The 23,745-nt window shown below is 38.7% G+C and carries 18 protein-coding genes and 1 pseudogene; 7 read left to right on the forward strand and 12 right to left on the reverse strand.

The genetic code is table 11. From position 1 onward, the window contains the following. Window positions 1-17: 17 nt before the first annotated feature. Together FTT92_RS11955 and FTT92_RS11960 are read right to left on the reverse strand one after the other, a co-directional pair. Complete coding sequence (locus FTT92_RS11955; protein ID WP_373683697.1) at window positions 18-1,781, reverse strand: ABC transporter substrate-binding protein; 1,764 nt, start codon at window positions 1,779-1,781, stop codon at window positions 18-20. A gap of 67 nt (window positions 1,782-1,848) precedes the next feature. After that, window positions 1,849-3,576 (reverse strand): ABC transporter substrate-binding protein, encoded by a 1,728-nt coding sequence (locus tag FTT92_RS11960; RefSeq protein ID WP_180121335.1) that lies wholly within the window; start codon window positions 3,574-3,576, stop codon window positions 1,849-1,851. A 773-nt stretch (window positions 3,577-4,349) separates the two neighbouring features. Between FTT92_RS11960 and FTT92_RS11965 the strand changes: the two genes are divergently transcribed. From FTT92_RS11965 to FTT92_RS11985, 5 genes are all read left to right on the forward strand, one after another. Further along, entirely contained in the window at window positions 4,350-7,061 is a 2,712-nt protein-coding gene (locus FTT92_RS11965; protein WP_078194235.1) for a TonB-dependent receptor, read from the forward strand. A gap of 148 nt (window positions 7,062-7,209) precedes the next feature. Further along, window positions 7,210-7,920, forward strand: coding sequence for an energy transducer TonB (locus tag FTT92_RS11970; RefSeq protein ID WP_180172213.1), 711 nt, complete (start codon window positions 7,210-7,212; stop codon window positions 7,918-7,920). A 28-nt stretch (window positions 7,921-7,948) separates the two neighbouring features. Next, window positions 7,949-8,812, forward strand: coding sequence for a MotA/TolQ/ExbB proton channel family protein (locus FTT92_RS11975; RefSeq protein ID WP_078194237.1), 864 nt, complete (start codon window positions 7,949-7,951; stop codon window positions 8,810-8,812). Between the two features lie 14 nt (window positions 8,813-8,826). Further along, complete coding sequence (locus FTT92_RS11980) at window positions 8,827-9,252, forward strand: biopolymer transporter ExbD (protein ID WP_078190074.1); 426 nt, start codon at window positions 8,827-8,829, stop codon at window positions 9,250-9,252. Window positions 9,253-9,270: 18 nt separating this feature from the next. Further along, window positions 9,271-9,684 carry a biopolymer transporter ExbD gene (locus FTT92_RS11985; protein WP_078190075.1) on the forward strand — a complete coding sequence of 138 codons (414 nt, stop codon included), beginning with the start codon at window positions 9,271-9,273 and terminating at the stop codon, window positions 9,682-9,684. Between the two features lie 103 nt (window positions 9,685-9,787). On the opposite strand, the pseudogene FTT92_RS11990 reads toward FTT92_RS11985, so the two are convergent. The 6 genes and pseudogenes from FTT92_RS11990 to FTT92_RS12015 form a co-directional block, all read right to left on the reverse strand. Then, window positions 9,788-10,246: pseudogene (locus FTT92_RS11990) on the reverse strand (nucleoside deaminase). A 39-nt stretch (window positions 10,247-10,285) separates the two neighbouring features. Next, window positions 10,286-10,930, reverse strand: coding sequence for a dethiobiotin synthase (gene bioD, locus FTT92_RS11995; protein WP_180172214.1), 645 nt, complete (start codon window positions 10,928-10,930; stop codon window positions 10,286-10,288). Beyond that, window positions 10,927-11,715 carry a malonyl-ACP O-methyltransferase BioC gene (gene bioC, locus FTT92_RS12000; protein WP_180172215.1) on the reverse strand — a complete coding sequence of 263 codons (789 nt, stop codon included), beginning with the start codon at window positions 11,713-11,715 and terminating at the stop codon, window positions 10,927-10,929. The genes bioD and bioC overlap by 4 nt, the downstream gene beginning before the upstream one ends. Before the next feature lie 7 nt (window positions 11,716-11,722). Beyond that, window positions 11,723-12,880: an 8-amino-7-oxononanoate synthase gene (locus tag FTT92_RS12005; protein ID WP_180172216.1), complete on the reverse strand. Its 1,158-nt coding sequence runs from the start codon at window positions 12,878-12,880 to the stop codon at window positions 11,723-11,725. Next, window positions 12,877-14,169, reverse strand: coding sequence for an adenosylmethionine--8-amino-7-oxononanoate transaminase (gene bioA, locus FTT92_RS12010; protein WP_180172217.1), 1,293 nt, complete (start codon window positions 14,167-14,169; stop codon window positions 12,877-12,879). Before bioA ends, FTT92_RS12005 begins: the two co-directional genes overlap by 4 nt. Before the next feature lie 86 nt (window positions 14,170-14,255). After that, window positions 14,256-14,987 (reverse strand): YqiA/YcfP family alpha/beta fold hydrolase, encoded by a 732-nt coding sequence (locus FTT92_RS12015; RefSeq protein WP_180172218.1) that lies wholly within the window; start codon window positions 14,985-14,987, stop codon window positions 14,256-14,258. A gap of 223 nt (window positions 14,988-15,210) precedes the next feature. Here FTT92_RS12015 and FTT92_RS12020 point away from each other — a divergent pair, with 223 nt between their 5' ends. Then, entirely contained in the window at window positions 15,211-15,744 is a 534-nt protein-coding gene (locus FTT92_RS12020) for a peroxiredoxin (RefSeq protein ID WP_372491124.1), read from the forward strand. Window positions 15,745-15,802: 58 nt separating this feature from the next. Here FTT92_RS12020 and bfr read toward each other — a convergent pair whose 3' ends face one another. The 3 genes from bfr to FTT92_RS12035 form a co-directional block, all read right to left on the reverse strand. After that, entirely contained in the window at window positions 15,803-16,267 is a 465-nt protein-coding gene (gene bfr, locus FTT92_RS12025; RefSeq protein ID WP_067762676.1) for a bacterioferritin, read from the reverse strand. A gap of 361 nt (window positions 16,268-16,628) precedes the next feature. After that, window positions 16,629-17,603, reverse strand: coding sequence for a 23S rRNA (adenine(1618)-N(6))-methyltransferase RlmF (gene rlmF, locus FTT92_RS12030; protein WP_078194245.1), 975 nt, complete (start codon window positions 17,601-17,603; stop codon window positions 16,629-16,631). 364 nt (window positions 17,604-17,967) lie between these two features. Next, complete coding sequence (locus FTT92_RS12035; protein ID WP_180172219.1) at window positions 17,968-19,803, reverse strand: DUF4209 domain-containing protein; 1,836 nt, start codon at window positions 19,801-19,803, stop codon at window positions 17,968-17,970. 427 nt (window positions 19,804-20,230) lie between these two features. Between FTT92_RS12035 and FTT92_RS12040 the strand changes: the two genes are divergently transcribed. Further along, entirely contained in the window at window positions 20,231-21,295 is a 1,065-nt protein-coding gene (locus FTT92_RS12040; protein WP_180172220.1) for an aldehyde reductase, read from the forward strand. 65 nt (window positions 21,296-21,360) lie between these two features. Here FTT92_RS12040 and FTT92_RS12045 read toward each other — a convergent pair whose 3' ends face one another. Next, window positions 21,361-23,538 carry a TonB-dependent siderophore receptor gene (locus FTT92_RS12045; RefSeq protein WP_180172221.1) on the reverse strand — a complete coding sequence of 726 codons (2,178 nt, stop codon included), beginning with the start codon at window positions 23,536-23,538 and terminating at the stop codon, window positions 21,361-21,363. Window positions 23,539-23,745 lie beyond the last annotated feature (207 nt).

Genomic DNA, 23,745 nt, shown 5'->3' on the forward strand with positions numbered 1-23,745 from the left:
TCCAGTTTTGTTCCATTTTATTTTTTCGGGTCAATATCGATGTACATCCATTCTGTTGCCAAAATTGGATGCTTTTTATAACCAATCACGCGTGGTTGCGACAACACACTACGGTAACGTGCATAATTAATTTGGACAGGCATATACACTTCTAATATGCGCGACATTTTTCGATAGATTGCATCACGCTCCGGTCCCGGTTTCATACGCTGTGTCTGTTCATATAAGCGGTCATATTCAGGTATTTTTGAACAGCCGTTGTTGGTGACATTGATATTTTTGCCATAGAACAATTGCATAAAATTGTCTGCATCTGGATAGTCTGCGATCCATGCAGATGCTTTAAACATGGTTTTACACTGTTTTTCGGCTTTTAAAGCTTCTGCAAATGGCATCGACTTTGTTGTCATTTTAATTTTGATGCTATCTAAAGTTTTCTTCCAAAATTCACCCAACTGCTGACTACGGCTACTATTGCCCGATATCGTCATTTCAATCGTTAGCGGTTTACCATTCGGTTGAGTACGCCAGCCATCTGCGCCGACTTTATAGTTATAACGATCGAGCAATAAATTTGCCGCTTTAACTGAGTATGGAATACTCGACTTATAATTCGGGTCATAGCCGACAACGCCGAGTGGAATTGGGCTTTGTAATTTTTGTGCATCACCATTCATCAAAATTTTGATTTGATTATCTGCTGAATAAGCCATCGCCATTGCACGACGTAATGCAATTTTTTCTTTACTAAAACCTCCAACCACAGGGTTTTGCATATTCCAATAGTGATAGTCGATAGAGGGGTCAGAAATCCGCGACATTTGGATGCCTTTTTTAGCCAACTCAGGCTTTAGCTCTCCATCTTTTAAGGCTTGTACCGACAAATCTCCATCTAGTACCAACAAATCCGCTTCATTTTTTGCAAAGGTCAACCAACGTGATTGTGATTCTTCCATCACCTGAATATCAATCACGCCAATTTGCGGCATTTTTTTGCCTTGCATGGCTTTTACAATCTTTTCATCTTTGGCATCTGATGCCTTGAAGTCCCAGACAAAGCCACGATAGTTTGGATTGGCCTTTAAAATAATTCGTGAGCCAGGTGTCCAGCGTGTCAAAATATATGGCCCTGTACCCACCGGTTTACCCATCACAAAACCCGCTTTGTCTCGATATTTTTCGACCACTTCACGTGCCATAGCCGATGCAGGTTGATGAGCCAATAACATTGGAAAGTTTTGATCTGGAGAATTTAAACGAATGACAAGGGTATACCGATCAGGGGTTTGTATGCCTTCAATGGGCGCATCATAATCAAACTTACCTGTTTTTTTCGCCTTTTCTAGAACCTTCTCCATGCCTAAAATGCGACCATCGAGTAGCCAACTGTTTGGTGAACGAAGTTGTGGATCGACTAAACGTCTAAAGGTATATGCATAATCAGCCGAGGTTAATTCTCTTTTTTTGCCTTTAAATACAGGATCATCAGCAAAAAAAATGCCTTTTTGCAGGCGAATGGTATAAGTCAAACCATCAGCACTGATTTCTGGCATCGCAGCAGCCGTTTTAGGAACCAACTTTGCCGGCGATGCTAAATAGTCATAGGTATATAAGGTTTCAAAGATTGATGTATTCACATGTGCAGAATACAGATCATGCACGCCAACTGGGTCAAAACCTGTTTCTGCGACAGGGAAAATATGACGTAAAACTTTATTTGGATCTGCTGGATTCTTTGCCAATGCTAATGTCGGCATCGCACTGAACAACACTCCCCCCATCAAACACGCTGTAGCAAATTTGGTTAGCGTAAAATTCGAATTTCGCTTCATTGTAATCCTGACTCAATTATTTTTTACTAGGCTGAATATCGAGATATTGCCAACTGGTGTTCATCATTGGATGTGTTTTATACCCCTGAATTTCAGGGTGAATTAACCAATTACGAATCCGTGTAGAATGGATAATCCAAGGGTTATCCGCTTCAATTTGACGGTTCATTTTTTCATAAAAAGGTTCACGATCTTTAGGTTTCAACACAATAGCTTGCTTATATAATGCGTCATAAGCTTTAGATTGATAACAACTTAAATTCCCTTGTCCTGAATTTGGCCCATATAGTAATTGAGCAAAGTTCTCCCCTTCAGGATAATCTGCAATCCACGCTCCAGACCACATCATATATTTACATTGCATTGCTTCTTTTAAATTGTCAGCAAAGTTACTGACCTTAAACTGTACCCGTATCCCAATGGCATCGAGATTTTTTTTCCATAACTCAGATTGAATCAGCGATTTAGAGCTATTTTCAGTATTTATTTTTAAGGTCAACGCTTTACCATCGGGCAAGGTTCGATAACCATCAGCACCTTTCTTATACCCAAATCGATCCAGTAATTTATTGGCCAGCAATGGGTTATATCCCAAACTACTGCGATATTTTGGATTAAAGCCACTCACGCCTTCTGGTAAAAACATTTCAGCCTTTACGGCCTGCCCTTGATATAACTGTTTAATCGATTCAGCTTGATTGTATGACATGCTGATGGCACGGCGTAAAGCGATCTTTTCAAGGCTTTGACCACCGACAAGCGGGTCTTGCATATTGAACATGCTGTAGGTGATTTCAGCATCTTTATTTGGATAATGCTTAATGCCGAGCTTTTGCATATCAGGCTTAAGTTTATTTTGAGAATCTAAGGCTTGTGGGACAGCATTTGAGGTCAATTTATCAAAATTTAGCTGCCCTGTTTTAAATGCTAACCACCGTGACTGTTCTTCTTCAATAATACTGACGGAAACCTTGCCGATTTGTGGCATTTTCTTCCCGTTCATTTCTTTAACTAACTGATTGTCCCAAGCGGTGCCTGTCGATTTAAAATTCCAGACAAAACCACGATAATTCGGGTTTGCAACCAATTCTATCTTGCTACGTGGAACATATTTACTGAGCTGATACGGTCCTGTTCCCACAGGATGCTGTGCAATTTTATTGCCATAAAATTCAACAACTTCTTTTGAAATTGCACCAAACGTAACATAGGCCAAAATATATTGAAAATTATAGTCAGGGCGCGTCAAAGTAATTTGCAAAGTATAAGGATCTATCGCTTTTAGGCCGGCAATAGCCGCATTGTAATTAAATTTTCCTGACTTCTTTGCATCCGCAACGACCGCATCCCCTCCTAAGATTTTGCCATCAATAAATGAATAGGTCGGAGAACGGTTAGCTGGATCTAAAATTCGTTGAATCGCGTAAATGTAATCTTGCGCAACTAGCTCGCGCTTTTTTCCCTTAAAGGCTGGATCATCTGAAAAATGGATGCCTCGTTTGATTTTGAAGGTATAGACTTTTCCTTCTTGTTCAATCTTTGGCATCGCTTCAATAGTATTTGGAACAAGAACAACAGGACGTGCTAGATAGTCATATTTCAATAAGGGTTCAAAAATGGCTTCCGCAATATTGCCACTATAATAATTATAGGTTTTGACCATATCAAAACCATCATCCGGTGCTTCAAATGCAATATTTAAAACTTTATTCGATTGTGCAGAAGCTTGAACCTCGGCCATCATCCCTGTTGAAATTAATAATGCAAGGAGCGCTATTTTAAATTTTCTAGTTTCCAAACCTTTTCCTTTCTGATGATTTTTTAATAATACAAAGCCGCAAGCAGACTTTAAATAAAGCCACCTTTACTAAAATAAAATGAACCAGTTTAAATTAAGTTTTAAACGTAGAACTTAATACAGTAATTAATATAAAGCGAAATTCATGCCACCACTCCTTGGTTGAAAGTTATCTGAATTAAATATCCTTTTAAATTCATTTTTTAAGATAAATTTATACTAATAGCGACTTTCCGAGTAAAGCTCGTTTTTATCAAAAATTCAACTCTTGTTGTTGAACGCATCCAAGCATATTTTGCACAAATATAATACATTCCTGATTCATAATGGATCACCTTCAGATGAAATGACAAGTCATCAGCATATAAACCAATGAATTATATGTTTTTATTTTTTATTTATTTCACTGATTAATCTTATAAATCAAACACATAAATATGAATTAATTCACACTTTTTAAGGTTTAATTTGCATCTAATCATGTTTTTAAAAAAAATTTTGATCAAAAGTTAAATTCCTGATAAAACCTAATTAAAAGATAACTTTAAAAAAAATATACTTACCGTTCATCTTAAAGTTCTCCACTTTAAACTCAATAATGTAGATATTTATCAGTATTTTATATTTGAAAATAAAATTTAAATATAAATTTGGCACTTGAATTGCTTAAAAAGAATCAAGCAATATCGCTAACTACAACAAAAAGGAATACTTTTACTATGAAAGAGAAAAAAAATGCTAAATCAGTGGGGGGCACACCATTTAGCAAAACAATACTTAAATTAAGTACTCTTAGTTTAAGTATGCTGTGTTTATCTTTAGCGCATGCAGCAGAAACAAATGAAGAAGAAACAGTAAAGCCAACGAAAGTAGCCAAAGTAACTGTGACTGGTTCATCCATTAAAGGGGTTTCTGCTCAAAGTTCTTCACCTATTACGGTGATTAAAGTTGAAGAATTAACTAAACAAGGGGTTACAACGACTGAAGAAGCCTTAACTAAAATTAGTGCGAACCAAGCGGGCTACAGTACAGCGCAAAACGTTGGTGCAAGTAATACGTCAGGCTCAACAGCGAACTTACGTGGCTTAGGATCAGATAAAACCCTCGTCTTACTTAATGGACGTCGTTTGGCTTATAGCCCATTTAGTACATCTGAGACCAACTTAAATACTATTCCGCTTGCAATGGTTGAACGTATTGAGGTTTTACGTGATGGTGCCTCTGCAATTTATGGTGCAGATGCAATCGCAGGTGTAATTAACTTTATTACAAAAAAACAATACACTGGCTTAGGTATTAGCGGTGGTTTACTCAAACCAGAAGATAAAGGCGGCGAAGAATACGATGTTTCGATTTTTGGTGGCTATGGCGACTTAGATGAACAAGGTTTTAACGTTTATGGCGCAATTGACTACCGTAAAGCCAAAGAAATTATGGCAAAAGACCGTAAAGTCAGCCGTCGTGGTGGCCTTCTACCTGAGTTAGGTATCGATGCTGGTTCAGCAAATGGCTTCCCTGCTAACTTTCTTGATCCAAACGGCGGGCCTTTAGATGCTGACGGAAATCCTGAAGGTGTATTAGCGAACCCGTATGGTGGTGCAGCCAATTGTAATAATTTAACCAATGTCACTGAAGATGGCGGACTCTGCTTCCTTAATACGCAAGCTTTAATTGGTATTCAGCCAGAAACTGAGGACTTGTCTGCAATTGGTCGTGCAACCATCAAACTTAGCGATAACTTCAACGCTATTGGTGAATATGTCTATGCAAAAAGCAAAGTGACGACATCTATTGCTCCAGACGTCTACAGCCGCTCTGTCACGATTCCTAAAAGCAGTCAATATTATCCAGGCGAGGGTATTACCCCTGGTGTTGATGGTCTAAGTGGTGATCCATTACAACTTTACTTACGCTCTCAAGCGGGCAACCGTGTTTCACAATCTATCAATGAATCTCATCGTATTTTTGCTGGACTTGAAGGTGAAGCATACGGTTGGGATATCAACGGTGGCGTAACTTACGCAAAAGGCGAAGCATCAGATAGCTTTGTTAGTGGATACTTAAATCGTAACAAACTACAAGAAGGATTAAATGACGGCACAATCAACCCATTTGGTCCATCTGCAGATGCTAACGTTTGGACCTCATTAAATGTGAGTGGTACAACAAACGAAGCAACACTTGATTCCACAACATTTGACTTTACCGTGAGCCGCCCGATTTACACCTTACCAGCTGGTGATGTTGGTTTTGCATTTGGTGGAAGTTTTACAACTCAAGATTGGGAAGCAAAAGTAAACTCTGAGTTAGTACGCCTTGTACCAGGTAGTGGTATTGACCCTGACAAACCTCTGAGTAAAGGTGACCGAGATATTACTGCCGCTTTTGCTGAGCTTCAAATTCCAATTACCAAAACAATTGAAGCTCAACTTGCAGCACGTTATGACGACTACAGCGATTTTGGCGACACTTTCAATCCAAAAGTCGGTATTCGTTGGGAACCAATGAAGCAACTTATGTTCCGTAGTACCTACAGTACTGGTTTCCGTGCTCCAAGCCTTTGGGAAATTAATGCGCAACAAAGTAAAACCTACACTGGCGCAAAATATAACGACCCTGTCCTTTGCCCAGGCGGTAAACCAACCTCAACTCAATATCAAACCGAATGTAATACTCAGTTCTACCGTATGCAAGGTGGTAACCCAGATCTTCAACCAGAAGAATCTAAAACATTTACAGCCGGCTTTGTTTACGAACCAATTAAAAACTTAGTTTTAGCTGTTGATTATTACAACATTGAAATTGACGAATTAGTTGGCCAAGTGGGTGAAACTTCAATTTTTGAAGATCCTGAGAAATATGCTTCATTATTCGTGCGTGGTGCCGATGGTCGTATTGAATACATCAATACCATTCTAATGAATACAGGGGGTATTAAAACTCAAGGTATCGACATTAGCTTAGATTATCTTTCACCATTAACCGCGACAGGTCGTTTCGGCTTTGGCATTAATGGTACCTATGTCATCAAAAATGACTATCAAGAAGAAAAAGATGGTGCTTGGGAAGGCTTAGTTGGCGTGTATGACGATCCAGCTGTTTTACGTTGGAAACACACAGCAAATCTAAACTGGAGTTATGAAAACTGGAAAATGATTTTTGAACAACAGTTCTTCCGTGGTTATGACGACCAAAACCAAACTGGGAAAGCACAGTTCGACAAACATCGTGTTCCTGACTACACCCTTTATAACATTGCAACAACTTACAGTGGATTTAAAAACTTAGAGCTCACTGGTGGTATCAAAAATATCTTTGCTGAAGAACCTGCAGCATCGAACGTTTTAGATAACTTCCAATATGGCTATGACCCACGTTATAGCGATCCTACTGGTCGTACATTCTATGTCCGCGGTACTTACAAGTTCTAAAAGCTAAATTTGCAAGTACGATTCCAATAGGAATCGTACTTGCACTATTTATTTAATTAATTAGTCAAACATAAAAAATGCAAAAAACACTTATATCTCAAGTGCCAATTTCACTATTGATTGTTTGTCTCACATTTCAGGAGTAGTAATGGGCAAAAGCTTTTCCGAATTAGAAAATAATTCCGGCAAACGCCTGATCGGAATTGGGGCAGTCATTCTTCTGCATCTCATTGTACTCTACGGATTAATTACTGGCCTGTCCAAAAAAGGTGAGAAAACTGTAGAAGAACCTGTTGAATTAATCATTATTCAAGATAAAAAACTTGAGCCAGAAAAACCGAAACCAATTGAAAAACCACCTGAATTACCAAAACTCGTTAAGGAAGTGCTCAAAACACCAGACCCTCAACCTGAACAAAAGGTCGTTGAAAAAGCTGCACCAACTCAAACAGTTAAAGCCGTATCAACACCTACGCCTACAGCTTCCCCATCTCCTAGTCCTGTGGCAGCACCAGCACCAGCACCAGCACCTGTAGCTGCAGCAGCTCCAGCACCTGCCCCTGCTCCAAAACCAGCTGGAGAAACACGTGGTGCTTCTGAAGGAAGTGTTGGATGTAAAGAACCACCATATCCACGTGAGGCCGAAATGGCTGGAGAAATAGGCACAGTCCATATTTCTGTTCTTGTTGGTACAGATGGAAGTGCAAAGCAAGTGAAGGTTAAAAAATCGAGTGGTACTAAATCTTTAGATAAATCCGCAAGTAAAGCATTCAGCTTATGTACTTTTAAACCTGCACTCAAAAATGGTGAGCCAGTTGAAGATTGGTATGAACTTGAATACGAATTTAAACTTGATTAATAAATCTACAAAAATTTGGAGAATATGAATGAATAAAATGATGAAATCTGCACGTATTTTTGCATCTGCTACAGTTTTAGTAACAAGTACATTACTCCCACTGCAAGCTGCATTTGCTGAAGAATCTGCAAATACTGCAACAACACAAGTAGAAACTACGAATACAACAAATACACCTGCACCGCCACCAATGCCTACAGCAACCAAAGAAGTCTATAACCCGTATGGCTTAGAAGCACTATGGCGTGAAGGTGACATCGTTGCTAAATCGACACTCTTTATCTTGGTCCTGATGTCGATTGGAACTTGGTACATCATGGTCACTAAATTTATTCAACAAGCTAAAATTAAACGTCAAGGCAAAGAAGCCGAAGCTAAATTTTGGGATGCTGCTTCAATTGATAGCGCTGCTGAAACGCTTGATGAGTCTAGCGCCTACCGCTTCATTGCAGAAAAAGGCATTAATTCAACTAAAAAACATGGTGGCAACCTGTTAGAACGTATCGACTTCAACACATGGGTGACTATTTCAATCCAGCGTGCTATCGATAAAATTCAAAGCCATTTAAGTGGTGGATTAGCTTTTCTCGCAACTGTCGGTTCGACTGCACCATTTGTGGGTTTGTTCGGTACAGTTTGGGGTATTTACCATGCTTTAACGGCAATTGGTATTTCAGGTCAAGCATCTATTGATAAAGTTGCAGGCCCGGTCGGTGAAGCCCTAATTATGACGGCAATTGGTTTGGCTGTAGCAGTACCTGCGGTTCTTGGCTATAACTGGTTAACGCGTCGTAATAAAGCAGTTCTAGATAATGTTCGTACCTTTGGTTCAGATCTACACACCGTACTTTTAAGCGGTGAGATCAAAAACAATAATAACGACACAAAATAAGAGAGGCATCAGCCATGGGAATGATGGTCAATTCAGATGGTGACGAAGATGATGTAATTTCAGCCATTAATACAACACCTTTGGTTGATATTATGTTGGTGCTGCTCATTATTTTCTTAATTACAGTACCTGTTGCAATCCATACAGTTCCGGTGAAGTTACCTGAGGAAAAAAACACACCTTATGAAACTAAACCGATCAATATTCAGATTGCTGTCAATAAAAATGGCGATATCTTCTGGAATGAAAAATACATTGCAGATAAAGACACGCTGATCAGTCGACTACAAGCGGAAGCTAAAAAGCGTCCGCAACCTGAAGTTCATATCCGTGGCGATCAGGTGACAAAATATGAAGCGATTGATGAAGTCATTAGTGCAACACAAGCAGCAGGAATTGGCAAAATTGCTTTTGTCACGACTCCTGTTGCCGCACCATAATCGGATGAGGGACAAGGTATGGGAATGAATGTCGGTTCCGATAAAGACGATGATGTTATGTTGGACGTCAACATGACGCCATTGATCGATGTGATGTTGGTTTTGCTCATTATGTTTATTATCACAATTCCAATTCCAAATAACTCGATCAATATTGATTTACCAAACGGTACGCCACCGCCAACCAATGAAAAGCCGCCTGAGCCAGTCACTTTACGGATTGATGCGCAGGGTAAATTATTTTGGAATGGTCAACCCGTTGCCAATAAGCAAGCTTTAGAAACACTTTTTGCTGGTGTTGCACAACAAGCAGATCAGGATACGATCAAAGTGCAACCTGACAAAATGACAGAATATAAAGATGTCGCTATGGTGATGGCAGCAGCACAACGTTTGAATGTCAAAAAAATTGGGGTCTCAGCAAATCAATAATTGCTCCCCAACAAAAAAGCCAACTGATCACCTCCGTTGGCTTTTTTAATTCTTCACAGAAATCTATACAGTTAGTGACACAGAAATAAACTCATAGTATTTATTAAGTATTTTTCTGCTTCCAAAAATCATATAGCTTATGATCACAGTTTGGCTTTAACTGACTAAAACTCAACCCTTGCTGTTCATGAGGTTCATGTCTTAATTTTTCGGCAATCTCTGCTGTAGATAAGCCATAGGCTTCTGCATCAGCATTTGAATAAGCATACACAATTTTTTCAACTCCAACCATTCGCAGAGCTGCCAAACACATTGGACACGGTTGTCCGCTCGCATAAACGACACAGTCCTTCAAAGACGTCGTATTTAAATTTTGTGCGGCTTGTCTTAATGCATTTAACTCGGCATGAGATGTCGGATCGCCCGAGATTCATATTTGATTCACCCCTGTACTCACCACAACGCCATGCTTAACGATCACAGCACCAAATGGCCGACCACCTTGCTCAATATTTTCTTTCGCAAGTTGAATCGCAAGTTCTATAAACGCATGATCCGTCATAAATACGCCCAATCATTGTTAATATAAAGAGTTAGCCCATTATGCCAATACAGGAACATCAATCCATAACGCCCCTGAAAAGTGTTTGGCTAAATATGCTTTTAAATATTCAGCAGTATCTTTAGAAATCAATGCATCTTGCGATTCATCATTTAAATTATAAGCCAGTGCATAAAGTGCCAAGCCACGACTTTTTAGTGCTTCCAAACTTAAAATCGTATGGTTAATGCTGCCCAAACGACCTGATGTCACCAAAATAACGGGATATTGTTTCTCTACAACATAGTCGATGGTTAAAAGATCCGTGGTTAATGGCACCATCAACCCACCCGCACCTTCGAGTAAAACGTTGTCATATTTTTCAGTTAAACGTTTTGTCGCGTATTCGATTTTAGCAAAATCAATGTCACGTCCATCAATTTTGGTAGCGAGATGTGGCGACGCAGGATAACTAAATATTTCAGGCATCGTGAGTTTGGTTTCATCTTCGACCAACAACCCTGTACCCATAATTTGACGATGTTGTTCAATATCTTCAGAAACATCAACATTGCCGGTTTGAATCAGCTTTTGCGTGATCGTTCGCGTGCCTTGTTCATTCCATATTTTAGCCAAATAGCCCGTGGTATATGTTTTACCGATGCCTGTATCGATCCCACTAATGAAATAAACTTGCCCTGTCATGGCATTCTCCGTGCAATACAAAAAATCGGATGATAGGTCAGTGTATAACGCATCTGCCCAGTTTCATCACGCAAAGAAAACTGTTGATATGCTGAATAAAAATCAAAGAGCGATTGTTTCGTCCAACGAAAATGTGAGGCTGTCGCAGTCACACCTGTCGCTTTTAAATGCTGCAAAACCTGCTTTGGATGATCAAAATATAATGCCGCTGTCTGCTCTGAAAGATACAGAATTTCAAAACCATTTTGACTTAATATAGCTTGAAGCATGTCGATATCGAGGTAGTCCAAACCCTGCCCAGTCAAAGCTTTTATTTCCTGTAAATTCTGCTGTCCAAAGGTCGAAAAACAAAAATATGCCTCTGGATTTAAACTTTGAAAGGCTTTTTCGACAATGCCCGCAAAGTTCCCTACCCATTGCAAAGCCGAACTCGATGCGATCAAGTCGATATGCTGTGGAAATTCAAGTTGTTCGATATCTCCAAGCCAGTAATGAATCTGCGGACTTGACTGAAAATACTGTTGAATTTCTGCATATAGATCATTTAAAACCAAACGATTGATTTGCATATTTTCCAGCATTAAATGGCTTAAATTCCCCGAGCCACATCCAATTTCAAAAAGCGTTTCCACAGGATGATTTTGCAACTTTGGACAATACTGCTGCATCAACTCAAATAAATGTTGAGCAATCTCTTTTTGTGCTACGGCATGTTCAGCATAGCTGTGCCCTGCCTGAGCAAAGCGTAACGCCACTTGGGATTTATCAATCTCAAAATTATTCACAAGTCACTCACAACAATTGAGTCAACTGATCCAAATCAGTTTGTGTAATCTGAGCAGTGAGTGAAATGCGTAAGCGCGAACTATGCTGCGGCACAGTGGGTGGACGTACAGGCATGATATAAAAACCTGCCGCTTGCAAAGCTTGAGCCTTGGCAACAGTTTTATTCGACTCGCCAATAATGACAGGCACAATATGTGATGTAGATGGACAATCAAAACCTTTGGCTTGCACAGCTTGTTGCAAATTTTGACTGATTTGCTGTAAATGGTGACGCTCTGCTTTTAAATTTAAAACATTCTTGAAAATAAAATCTGTCCACGCCATACAGATCGGGGGCTGTGCGGTACTAAAAATCAACGGTCGCATCGAGTTAATCAAATAGTCACGAATAATCGCATGACAGATGAGATATCCCCCTATTGAAGCCAGTGCTTTACCAAATGTACCGACTAAAAGATCAATATCATCCATCACCCGATATTGCTCAGCACAGCCTAAACCACGCTCACCGCGCACACCGATCGCATGTGCCTCATCGACATACAACATCACTTTAGGAAATTGTTTTTTGATCCGTACCAATTCAGCCAAATCGGTTTCATCACCATCCATACTAAAAATCGATTCAGTCACCACAATGATCCGCTCAAAAGCCTCATCTTCATGATATTTGCATAAAAGCTGAGAAAGATGCGCCAAATCATTATGGCGATAACGTACATATTTCGCACTCGATAATCGGATGCCATCAATCATACTGGCATGAATCAGCTTATCCGCCAATATCAAGGTTTTACTGTCTGCCAGTGCAGGTAAAATCCCGATATTCATGTGATAGCCGCTATTAAATAACAGTGCTGATCGGCCATGAAAGGCATCACTTAATGTTGATTCAAGTTGTTCATATTCAGGAAAGTTTCCCGTCAGTAACCGCGAAGAGGATGAACTCATCCAACGCTGTGCGTTCGGGGTTTCATCAAAAAACTGTTCACGTAGATGTAGGTTTGAAGCCAGACCTAAATAGTCATTTGACGCTAAATTCAACATATTGTGATCGTGAATACTGATGCAATGATCGTGCTGAAGATTAGAAGTGAACTGACGTAAGTTGCCTTGCTGTTTCAGTTGATCAAGTTGATCTGAAAAATGGCTAAGCAGATTCATACCGACTGCCCCATGTTTTTCACCACCTCAACCATTTGTTCTAGCAAAATTTTTAATTCATACTCAGAAATAATATAGGGTGGCATCACATAAACCAGTTTCCCAAATGGACGAATCCAAATACCACGACGAACAAACTCCTGTTGTAGCGTTTTCATATCGACATTAAAGGTCAATTCCACAACACCAATGGCACCAAGCACACGCACATCTTGCACATAATTGAGTTTAGCTAACGAACTCAAGCCCAACTTTAGCTGTTGTTCTATACGTTGAATATTACTCGCCCAGTCCTGTTGCATTAAAAGTTGAGTACTTTTCAGCGCAACTGCACACGCCAGCGGATTCGCCATAAAGGTTGGCCCATGCATAAATACACCTGCCTCACCTTGACTAATGGTTTCTGCGATATGCTTGGTAGTCAGAGTTGCTGACAAAGTCATATATCCGCCAGTCAAGCCTTTGCCAATACACATAATGTCCGGCTCAACTTCAGCCCATTCCCATGCAAATAATTTTCCTGTACGCCCGAAACCTGTCGCGATCTCATCGAAGATCAGCAAGATATTGTATTTTTCGCAGAGTAATTTAGCTTGACGCAAATATTCAGGATGGTAGAAACGCATGCCTCCCGCACCTTGCACAATCGGCTCAAGAATTAATCCCGCAATATTTTCATGCTGTTTAGAAAGAGTCATTTCTAATTCTTCAATATCCGACTGATCCCAAGCATCATAAAAGCCAACTTGAGGCGCAGGAACAAAAAATCGATTTGGCAAACTTGAACCAAAAATCTGATGCATCCCAGTCACGGGATCACACACAGACATCGCATTCCAAGTGTCGCCATGATAGCCAGAACGTGGTGTGACAAAATTGGTTTTATTCGGTTGATGCAAAGACGCCCAATACTGCACTGCCATTTTCAAGGCTACTTCGACAGCAACCGAACCTGAATCAGCAAAGAAGATTTTATCTAAACTGGGCGGTGTGATTTTTAACAGTAATTTAGCTAGTTGAATCGCGGGATCATGTGTCAATCCACCAAACATGATATGAGACATCTGTTGCAGTTGATCGGTCACAGCTTGATTTAGCTCAGGATGGTTATAACCATGAATCGCACACCACCATGAAGACATACCATCAATCAATTGATGACCATCTTCAAGCTCAATCATTACCCCTTGCGCACGTTTCACTTTAAACGTTGGAAGGGGCTGAGTCATCGATGTATAGGGATGCCAAATATGTTGCTGATCAAATTGTAGATCGGTTAAATTGGCCATCCCTCACTCCATGTATCAGGCTTAAACATCAATGAGGCAAGATGTTAACCCCACGCCAATGAAAAATAAATTGCCATAAAGCCCAGCTATTCAGAGATTTGTTCTATTTTCTTTAAATATTGGCAGATTTTGCAACTTATGACTTCAGATAGAAACAAGGGAAAGCCATGTGAGCCAGAAACCAATTCAGTCTCCAAAAACTTTACAGCTAAATTATGCAGTAAGCGTCCAACTTTGTAATTAACTAAAAAATCTTGCTTAGCAAACAAATGGTATTGATGACCAGTGTAATTTTTCAAGATACTGACATTATTAAGCTTCTCCAAACAGTTCAATCCTGCTCGAAGCACATCTAAATTTTGCGCTTGAATCAAACTTTGCAAGGTGATGAAATCTTGCTTAGTGCTATCAGTACCCTGACAAACCATATAACCAAACTTCTTTAGGGTCGAAATCGCATCCTGCTCGAAAGATTGTTTGAAGCTTTGAAAACTCGCTTGATCCATCGCAGCAGGCCACTGTTCATCAGCTACAAAACTTGGATTTGAGCCTAATGTGATCAGCACTTTCTGTTGTTGATATTTTTTTTGAATTTCATCTACCAAAATCGTCGCCAATTGACCACCAAGGGACCAGCCAATAATCACATCAAATTGCTGCGCCAATTCAACTTTCTGTTCCAGCACTGCTAGATTTAAGGCATCAAAAATATTCCATAATTCGACCTGATAACCTTGGGTGATCAATGCCTGCTGTAAAGGAGCAAGTAATTTACTACCGCCGCCCCATCCAGTAATAAGTAAAATCTGTTGTTTCAATGCAAACTCTAAAATTAAACGATTCCAAATAGTATAAAAGTTCAGAGCACGTTTGATAGTGGCATTTCAGCACATCAACCGATTTGCCAAAAGACATTCGAAATCGACTTCAATAAATATAAAATCAGCTAGCCTACAGCGCTTTAAAATTTGCTAAGATCAGATAAAGAACAATATAAACTGATGCTCTATGAAAGTTTCTTCATTGCTAAAAATCTGTTTCATGACATGTGCTTTAATAGCAACTACCCAAATCACAGTTGCTGAAACATCCATACTCAGCACCAATCAAAACAAACAAAAACAATGGGTAGGCACACCCGCACCCAACTTTAAATTGCAAGATCAAAATGAAAAATGGCACGAACTGAAGCAATATCAAGGGAAATGGCTCGTTCTGTACTTTTACCCTAAAGACAACTCACCCGGTTGTACAGAAGAAGCCAATCAATTTAAAACCCTATATCCACAATTTTTAAAAAGTAATGCTGTTGTTTTGGGCGCAAGCTTAGATGATGTTGCATCACATCAAAAATTCTCTAAATCACTCGGACTTCCCTTTCCAATTCTTGCCGATCAACAACATAAACTGGCGACACAGTTAGGTATTGTACGAAACTTAGGGATTTTGAAAGTTGCCAAACGTGAAACCTTTCTGATTGATCCGAAAGGCATTATTGTGTATCACTACAGTAGTGTGAATACACAGACACATGCGGCGCAAGTTTTGGCAGATATCAAAAAACTACAACAATAGTTTTCATGACTTAATAAAAAACCCAGCAGAAGCTGGGTTTATTTTGATATTTTTTAAATTACATTTGAGACTGAATATAGTTTGGAAGACCAATGAGTTCGATCAAACGCATTTGCTTTTCAAGCCAGTAGGTATGATCTTCTTCAGTATCTGACATTTGCTGACGGAGCATATCACGGGTCACATAGTCACCCTTTTCTTCACACAATTTTACGCCTTGAGCAAGTTTCTCACGAACATGATATTCAAGCGCCAAATCCGCTTTTAAACAAGTCACAACGTCTGTACCGACTTCAATATCATCACGATTCATATTCGGCGTTCCTTCAAGGAACAATACGCGACGAATCAATGCATCTGCATGTGAGCCTTCTTCTTGGCTTTCATGATCGATACGTTCAAAGATTTTACTTAAGCCCCAATCTTCATACATACGGGAATGAATTAAGTATTGATCACGAGCAGCCAGTTCGCCACCGATCAGCATATTTAAGTAGTCTACGACTTCTGGATTGCCACGCATTTTCTTCACTCCATACCCTTTTCAAATATTATGGACAAGTTTCAAAATGAATGCAAAATATAATTTTTGTAAGCTTATGATTTTTATATAATTTAAATGATAAACATACGCATTTGCAGTTCAATTCCGCGCATTTTTCACATATAAAAGAAGCCCTTGCAGAATATTCAAGGCATTTAGAACACGAAATAATCAAAAATCGCTGGATGCTGTTTTTTGTAACAATTAACAATACGTCTTGTTTAGCAAAAATATCTCCAGATTGATTCAACACACTGTGCTTATCGCTATAGGAAACTTTATACTGATGCCCTATGCATTGCTGTCAAAGACAAGGCGAAAATCTCCAACGAAGACGGACTTAAGCTGAAGTCCAACGTGCTTTCTTCCACGCTTGCTGTTGCCTTAAATCTAAAAAAGTCCAAGCGACAAAACGGCTTTCTTTTTGTCCCTGCGTCATTTTAATGGTTTTCACATCCACTGCACCGCTCTTCGCTAAGGCCTTTAAAAGCACTGGCAATGTTGTTTTCTTGGAAACCAGCGTACTAAACCAAAGACATTGTTCAGCAAACTGGATGCTCTCTTGTACCATTTGGCAGACAAATCGCTCTTCGCCGCCATCACACCAGAGTTCGTTCTTTTGACCGCCAAAGTTTAATACCACCTTGCTCCGATCAACTGGCTTGCCCAGTTTTCTTAATTTTTGCGTTGCTGTCGCGTTGGCTTCATCTTGCGAGGCATGAAATGGTGGATTACACATGGTCAAATCAAAACGATCTGAAGGTTTAATCACACCATTAAAAATATTGCTCGCTTTTTTTTGCAATCGAATCTGAATGCCTTTACGCAGATTCGGATTGGCCTCCACAATAAATTGAGCACTTTTAACCGATGCAGCATGTATGTCTGAGCCTACAAATTTCCAGCCATAGCTGCGATGACCAATAATCGGATAAATACAGTTCGCACCAACCCCAATATCTAAGACTTGAACGGTGTGTCCTGTTGGAATCTGCCCTTTGTTGTTGGCACTTAACAAGTCAGCCAAATAGTGAATATAGTCAGCCCTGCCCGGAATAGGCGGGCAAAGAAAATCTTTGGGAATATCCCAATATTGAATGCCATAAAAATGCTTAAGCAATGCTTTATTGAGCATTTTCACAGCGTGTGGATCAGAAAAATCTACCGATAAATCATTATATTTATTTGGGCTGACAAAAGGTGCAAGTTCCGGACAACTCTTGATGAGTTGAGGAAAATCGTAACGACTGCGATGCAGATTTCGTGCATGTAATTCCGATTTTTGCTGCGGAAAAGATTTCTTTGCTTGCGCCATGTGTATGCCAATATTCAACGGGAGAACAGAATCAACTGATAAGGCAGGATCTATACCTACAAATTAGTCAATATTGTACGTGAATTTGACCATCAATGACGCCCCAATCCTGTTATTTGTCTATCTTCAGAATGAATAACGACTTGGATAACTATTCATATTTAATCTGGACATTTTTGTTTGCTATATCATTAAACAAAACCGTGAAACATGAAGAATCAACAAAAAGCCCCATCGTTGATGATTGGGCTTTTTATATAAGTATAAGATAGTGATTTATATGAAATAAAAAATAGAATTTCGTATAAGGTGTATTATGTTAATTTTAGAAATAATGACCTATAAATAAAGTAGCTTAAAACAATCAATCTCTTTTAATTTGACCGCAAACAATTGATCTAATAACTAATCTTAGAATCATCCACCATGCATAAATACTGGCTAATGATATTGAATCATTATCATCTAATAAACCATGTGCAACATTATTGCGTAGATTAAAACCTATTGCTTCGGTAAAAATACTCTTTAATTCAAAAACCAAACTTTTACCGAAAATTTGTTCTGTTTCGGGAAGCTCCATTAACGTGCTCAATCCATTCTCGTTTTCTATACCATTTTTATCAAGATTAGTTGTTATACAACCAGCTTCCTTTAATTTTGATCTCACTATATGTTCAACTTGTGGACAAAGAAGATGTATCGCAAGACCAAATTCTTCCTCAAAACCTAACCATAAAGCATTCCCTAATAAAAAAGCTCTATCTTTGGGAACTATAGGAGATTGATTACATAGAGCAATTATTAATTCTTTGGTTACCCTATGCTCTGTAAGTAGTTGTCTCAATGCAGGAAGAATTTGGCTTTGTATAGCAAGATCAATGTGAATGGCAAATTGACTTTGCATTTGTTGATATAAAACTGCTTGATTATCTAGATCATCTGTACTCGCATTGAGATTCATACTTGGGGTCTTGGCAATAACACGGCCATCTCTACTTAAATGACGTCCGCCAAATAAACTCCCAAAAATACTATTCTGTAAAGTTTCCTGTGAATTCTTTAATAGTTGCTCATAGTTAGTGGGATGAGTAATTCCAGTAAAATATAATAAAGCATCTTGAGGAGTAGGCTTTCCTTTTACATGTTCAATAGATACTTCAACTAATTCAGAAATATCTACAGGTGGTGATTCTAAAGATACCATTTCATCTAAAGAAGCTTGCCCTGAAGATATTATCTTCGTACGAACGACTCTTATTTTATTTTCAATACTATATCTATTTCTTTCTTTGGCAGGAATTCGACGATACGCTTGAATAGCATTTTCATAGAATCCATTTGCAGCTAGATTGCTATGAGCACTTCGAATATCAGCTTCACTTTCATAACACTCAGCTATGCCAATAAGCGACTCTAAATATTTTTCCTGCTCGTTACATTGCTTATTTTTTTTTGCGGATAACTCAAAATATGAAATAGCTGAATGAAAGTCACCAGTATTTTTTAATTCTTGTGCTTTTTTATAGATATTCTGGCCTATTTGAGATCTTAGATCCTTGTCTATTCTTAATTTATCTAATAAATCTGCAAGCCATAATTGCATGTACTTACTGTTTGGATATTCCTTAAGAAAAGCTGCAAAAAGTAAGCTTTTAATCTTATCTAAACGTTCCCAATCATTACTTTGTATGGCTAAACGTGCCGCTCGTTCGAAGCACTGTCCAATATCTCTATGCCAAGATTTATCGTCAATGTCATGCATAAGATAAGTATCAATTGCTATTTTTACATGATGGATTTTTTTAGGTTTAAGCAATAACCATAATAAATCTGCAATTCTTGCCTTTAAATACGGTTCGTTTATGTCATCTAATATTTGTTCGAAAAAAGATAATTCATATTCAGTAAAGTCCTCTGGAGTTGCAGACCTTCTCCCCATTTGAAAATCTTCAAAAATAGGCTTAAATGGCTCATTTAAGCTATCTGGCACAAGCATCATTGAAGAAGCTCTAAAGAGTAATTCAAGAATCTTCTGACTATCATGTTTTTCTGCATCCAACATTTTACTCGCTAATGCTTGTAAACTCATTCTAATAGTAGAATAACCATGATGATCACCTTCAGGAATATCAAGTTCCCAATTGCATTCTAAAAACTTCTCACGATTAAGATATAAAGCTTCTTGCGTGTTATCCATTAAAATTCTCTTTTTTTTCAAAAAGACAGCATATATCTATTTTTTATTTAATATAAACCCCTTATTAAAACCTGAACTTTACAGTATTTTTCCTCTATTTAACATAATGGCGATTATACGAAATGAAGAAGCCTAGACCTAATATCTAGGCTTTAAATTAAAGGACACAAGTTAGATATGACTCTTTGTCCATTTATTTGTGAGATTTTGCGTCCATAATCATAAGAATATACATCTATCCAACATTCATCCTATATTCGCGTTTTTTAAATCAATAAAAAAGTACTTTTACAGCATTCACATGCATTTTCTGCTGAATTTAGAGCGTATTAAACCCAATCATCAACATATATTTTTTCAAATCAATCAAAGACAAAACCAAATATTCTCAATATGATAAAAAATGCGTCAATTAAAGTTGAAGAATATGAATAGTAAGACAACAACACAGATACTCGTCACAGGCGCAACAGGCTATATTGCCAGTTGGGTCATTAAAAACTTACTTGAACTTGGGCATACCGTACATGCCACAGTTCGAGATCTCAACAAAAAAGCCAGCTTCATCCATTTAGAAAACATTGCAGCAAAAACCAGTGGCACATTAAAATTATTCCAGGCCAATCTACTCGATCAAGGTGCATTCGATACAGCAATGCAGGACTGCGATATTGTCATTCACATGGCGTCCCCTTTTGTAGTGACCAACTATAAAGACGCGATTAAAGACATTATTGAGCCTGCGGTGATAGGCACTGAAAATGTACTCAATAGTGTAAATAAAACTGAATCCGTTAAGCGAGTGGTGGTAACGTCAAGCATTGCATCAACTTATGGTGATGCAATTGATATTTTACAAACCAAACATAATCAGTTTGATGAATCGCACTGGAACACTTCTAGCTCTGAGACGCATCAGCCTTATCCGTATTCAAAAGTTATGGCAGAGCGAAAAGCATGGGATATGCAAAAAGCACAACAACGCTGGGATTTGGTTTGCGTAAATCCAGCCTTAGTGATGGGCCCTTCATTAACAGCATCGACTCAGTCTGGCAGTGTTGAGGTTTTACAGCAGTTTGCCAATGGTATGACTTTGGCGGGTGTTCCACCAATGTGGAATGGAATTGTCGATGTCCGTGATGTCGCCGAAGCGCACGTACAAGCAGCATTAAACCCTAAAGCATCAGGTCGTTATATCATTAGCGGTGGTACTTTAAGTTTATTAGAAATGGGGAAAATATTACGCTCGCATTTTGGTAATAAATTTCCTTTTCCACGCAATACCTTACCGAAGTTTGCCTTTAAAGCATTTGGCCCTCTTGCAGGTTTCCCACGAAAGTTTGTTGAACTGAATATGGGTTACCCAATTTACTTTAATGCTGAAAAAAGTAAAAAAGAATTGGGCATTGAGTACCGAAATATTCAACAAAGTGTGGTTGAACATTTCCAACAATTACTCGATGACGGTGTGGTTAAGCAATATATTCCGTAAATCATTCATTTGCAAAAAAGCCACCTTGAATAGGTGGCTTTTTATATTAAAAAAACTAATCTAACTTAGAAATCAAAAGTCACGCCGACTTTATAGGTACGTGGACCACCCACTAAGGCATAACCTGAGTTGAATGTACCTTCCCAATATTTCTCATCAGTCACGTTATCAACATTGGCTAAGAATGTAGTATTTACACCACCCAAATTGGTTTTATAACGCGCACCTAAATCTAAGATTGTATAGTCTGGTAGTTTAAGACTATTAGTTTCATTTAAATATTGTTCACTCACATAATTTGCACGCGCATTCACATTTAAACCATCTACATAAGGTACCGCATAATCTAAGCCAAGCGTTGCGGTAAAGTCAGGAATACCATATACTGTATTGCCTTGATTAGTTACACCATTTTTCACCGCTGCTTTGGTATATTCCGCATCGATATAAGCCAAACTACCCATCAGATTTAGACCTGTATAAATCTCTCCTGAAAATGCCCATTCCACGCCACGTGAACTTGTTTCTGCATCATCTGTGGTAATTTGATTGATTGTACTATTGGGTTGACCATCAGAATATGAAGATACCATGGTCGATGGTTTTTCAATTTGATAAAGGGCAAATGTATTCAACCAAGAACCTGCTTGATATTTTGCACCCAATTCATATTGTTTGGTTTGGAATGGCGCAAAGGTGACATTATTGTTGGCATCTGCAACGTTATTCACCGTTATACCTTCAGAAAGACCTTCAACATAGTTTGCATAAATAGAAAGATTCTCACCAAATGGTTTAACCACAACACCTAAGCTTGGCGAAATTTTATCATCTTGATAGCCAGTCTTTCTTTGTAAATTCTTGGTATCGATATCCTGATAGCGTGCACCAACAATCAGCTGCAATTTATCATTTAACATTGAAATCTGATCAGATACCGTATAGCTGGTATATTTATTATCTAAATTCGGTTTAACCATTGGGTACGCTGAAGGCATCCCTACAGTCGTGTTAGGAGCATACAAATTGGTTGATTCAATATTCTCTTGCGTCGCTTTCACATGCTGATCTGTTTCTTTGGTCAAGTAGTCAGCTCTTACATTTAAGGCATGTTTTACAGCACCTGTATTAAACTTATATTGGAAACCTGTATTGGCTGATGTAATCGACTCAGATGACCCTGTACGATAGTACTGTGAAGTAGCATGACCATCAGCTTGCCCTACGATAAGACGCGTACCAAAAATGTGTCCGCTATAGGCCTTTTCAATATGCCCTACACCTGCATACACATTTAAATCAGGTGTAAATGCATATTCACCACTTAATCCTACAAACTCACTATCTGTATGACCTTCTAAATTACTAAAATAATTGGTATCGCCTTTAGGCGCATCAAGTACGCCATTATAGATATGACCATGTGCGTCTTTCACGCCGAACGCGACCATTGCAGGTGACCCACCATTACGATCATCACGTACCGCATAGGCATCAAAATTAAGTTTTAACTTATCCGTTGTATAGTCTGCAGCAATTGCACCTGATGCATGTTTATCTTCCATGCCTTCAATAATGTGCTCACCTTGACCATAAGCACCATTCATACGCAAACCAAACTCTTTTTCAGCACCAAAACGTCGCGAAACGTCAAAACCTGATTGGTAAAAACCACCTTCTTCCATTGAAGCTGAAACTTGAGTTTTTTCTTTATCTGCACGCTTAGTTTGAGCGATGACCACACCACCGACCCCACCAGCAGGCGACATACCTGCAACCAAGGCATTCGGGCCTTTTAAAACCGTTACCGAATCTAGAAATTCAGTCGGTACGCGTCCATAAGGCGCCATACCGTACATACCATTGAGTGCAATGTCATCGTGATTGATGTCAAAGCCACGAATATTAAAGTTTTCGTTTATATGACCTTGGTTGGTGGTAATACGGATACTCGCATCATTTTTTAAAACTTCACCAACTGTCCTAGCCTGCTGTTCTTCAATTAACTTTTCACTATATGCAGCAACGCTAAATGGCGTATCAACAATTTTTTTATTTCCCAGTGCACCAAGGTCTGTCTGCGCTTTCAATTTTCCATTTGCAAGCTGCTTTTCAGCTGGTACCTCAACTTCAATCGTTTCAAGCACGGTTCGCTCTGCTGCATTTACTACTGCAGATGTGCCCACCCCTAAGATCGCGATTGAAATCGCACGGACTAAATGAGTTTTTGGAAAATTGATCATTGTTGAACGCTTAATTTGTTTGAATAAGAATCATTATTATATTTAGAATAATTCTTAACTGCATCATGAATCTCGATGATAATATTTTTTTAATGAAAAATATAAATATTCATTTTTTATAAATTGTAGATAAGACAAATGTAAATAATTGTTTATTATTAATTTTATAAAAAATAAAAACACAAACTGTGCATGTTAAATTAAAGT

Origin of the sequence: Acinetobacter sp. YH12023 (assembly GCF_013420135.1) — a bacterium.
Classification (GTDB): Bacteria; Pseudomonadota; Gammaproteobacteria; order Pseudomonadales; family Moraxellaceae; genus Acinetobacter; species Acinetobacter amyesii.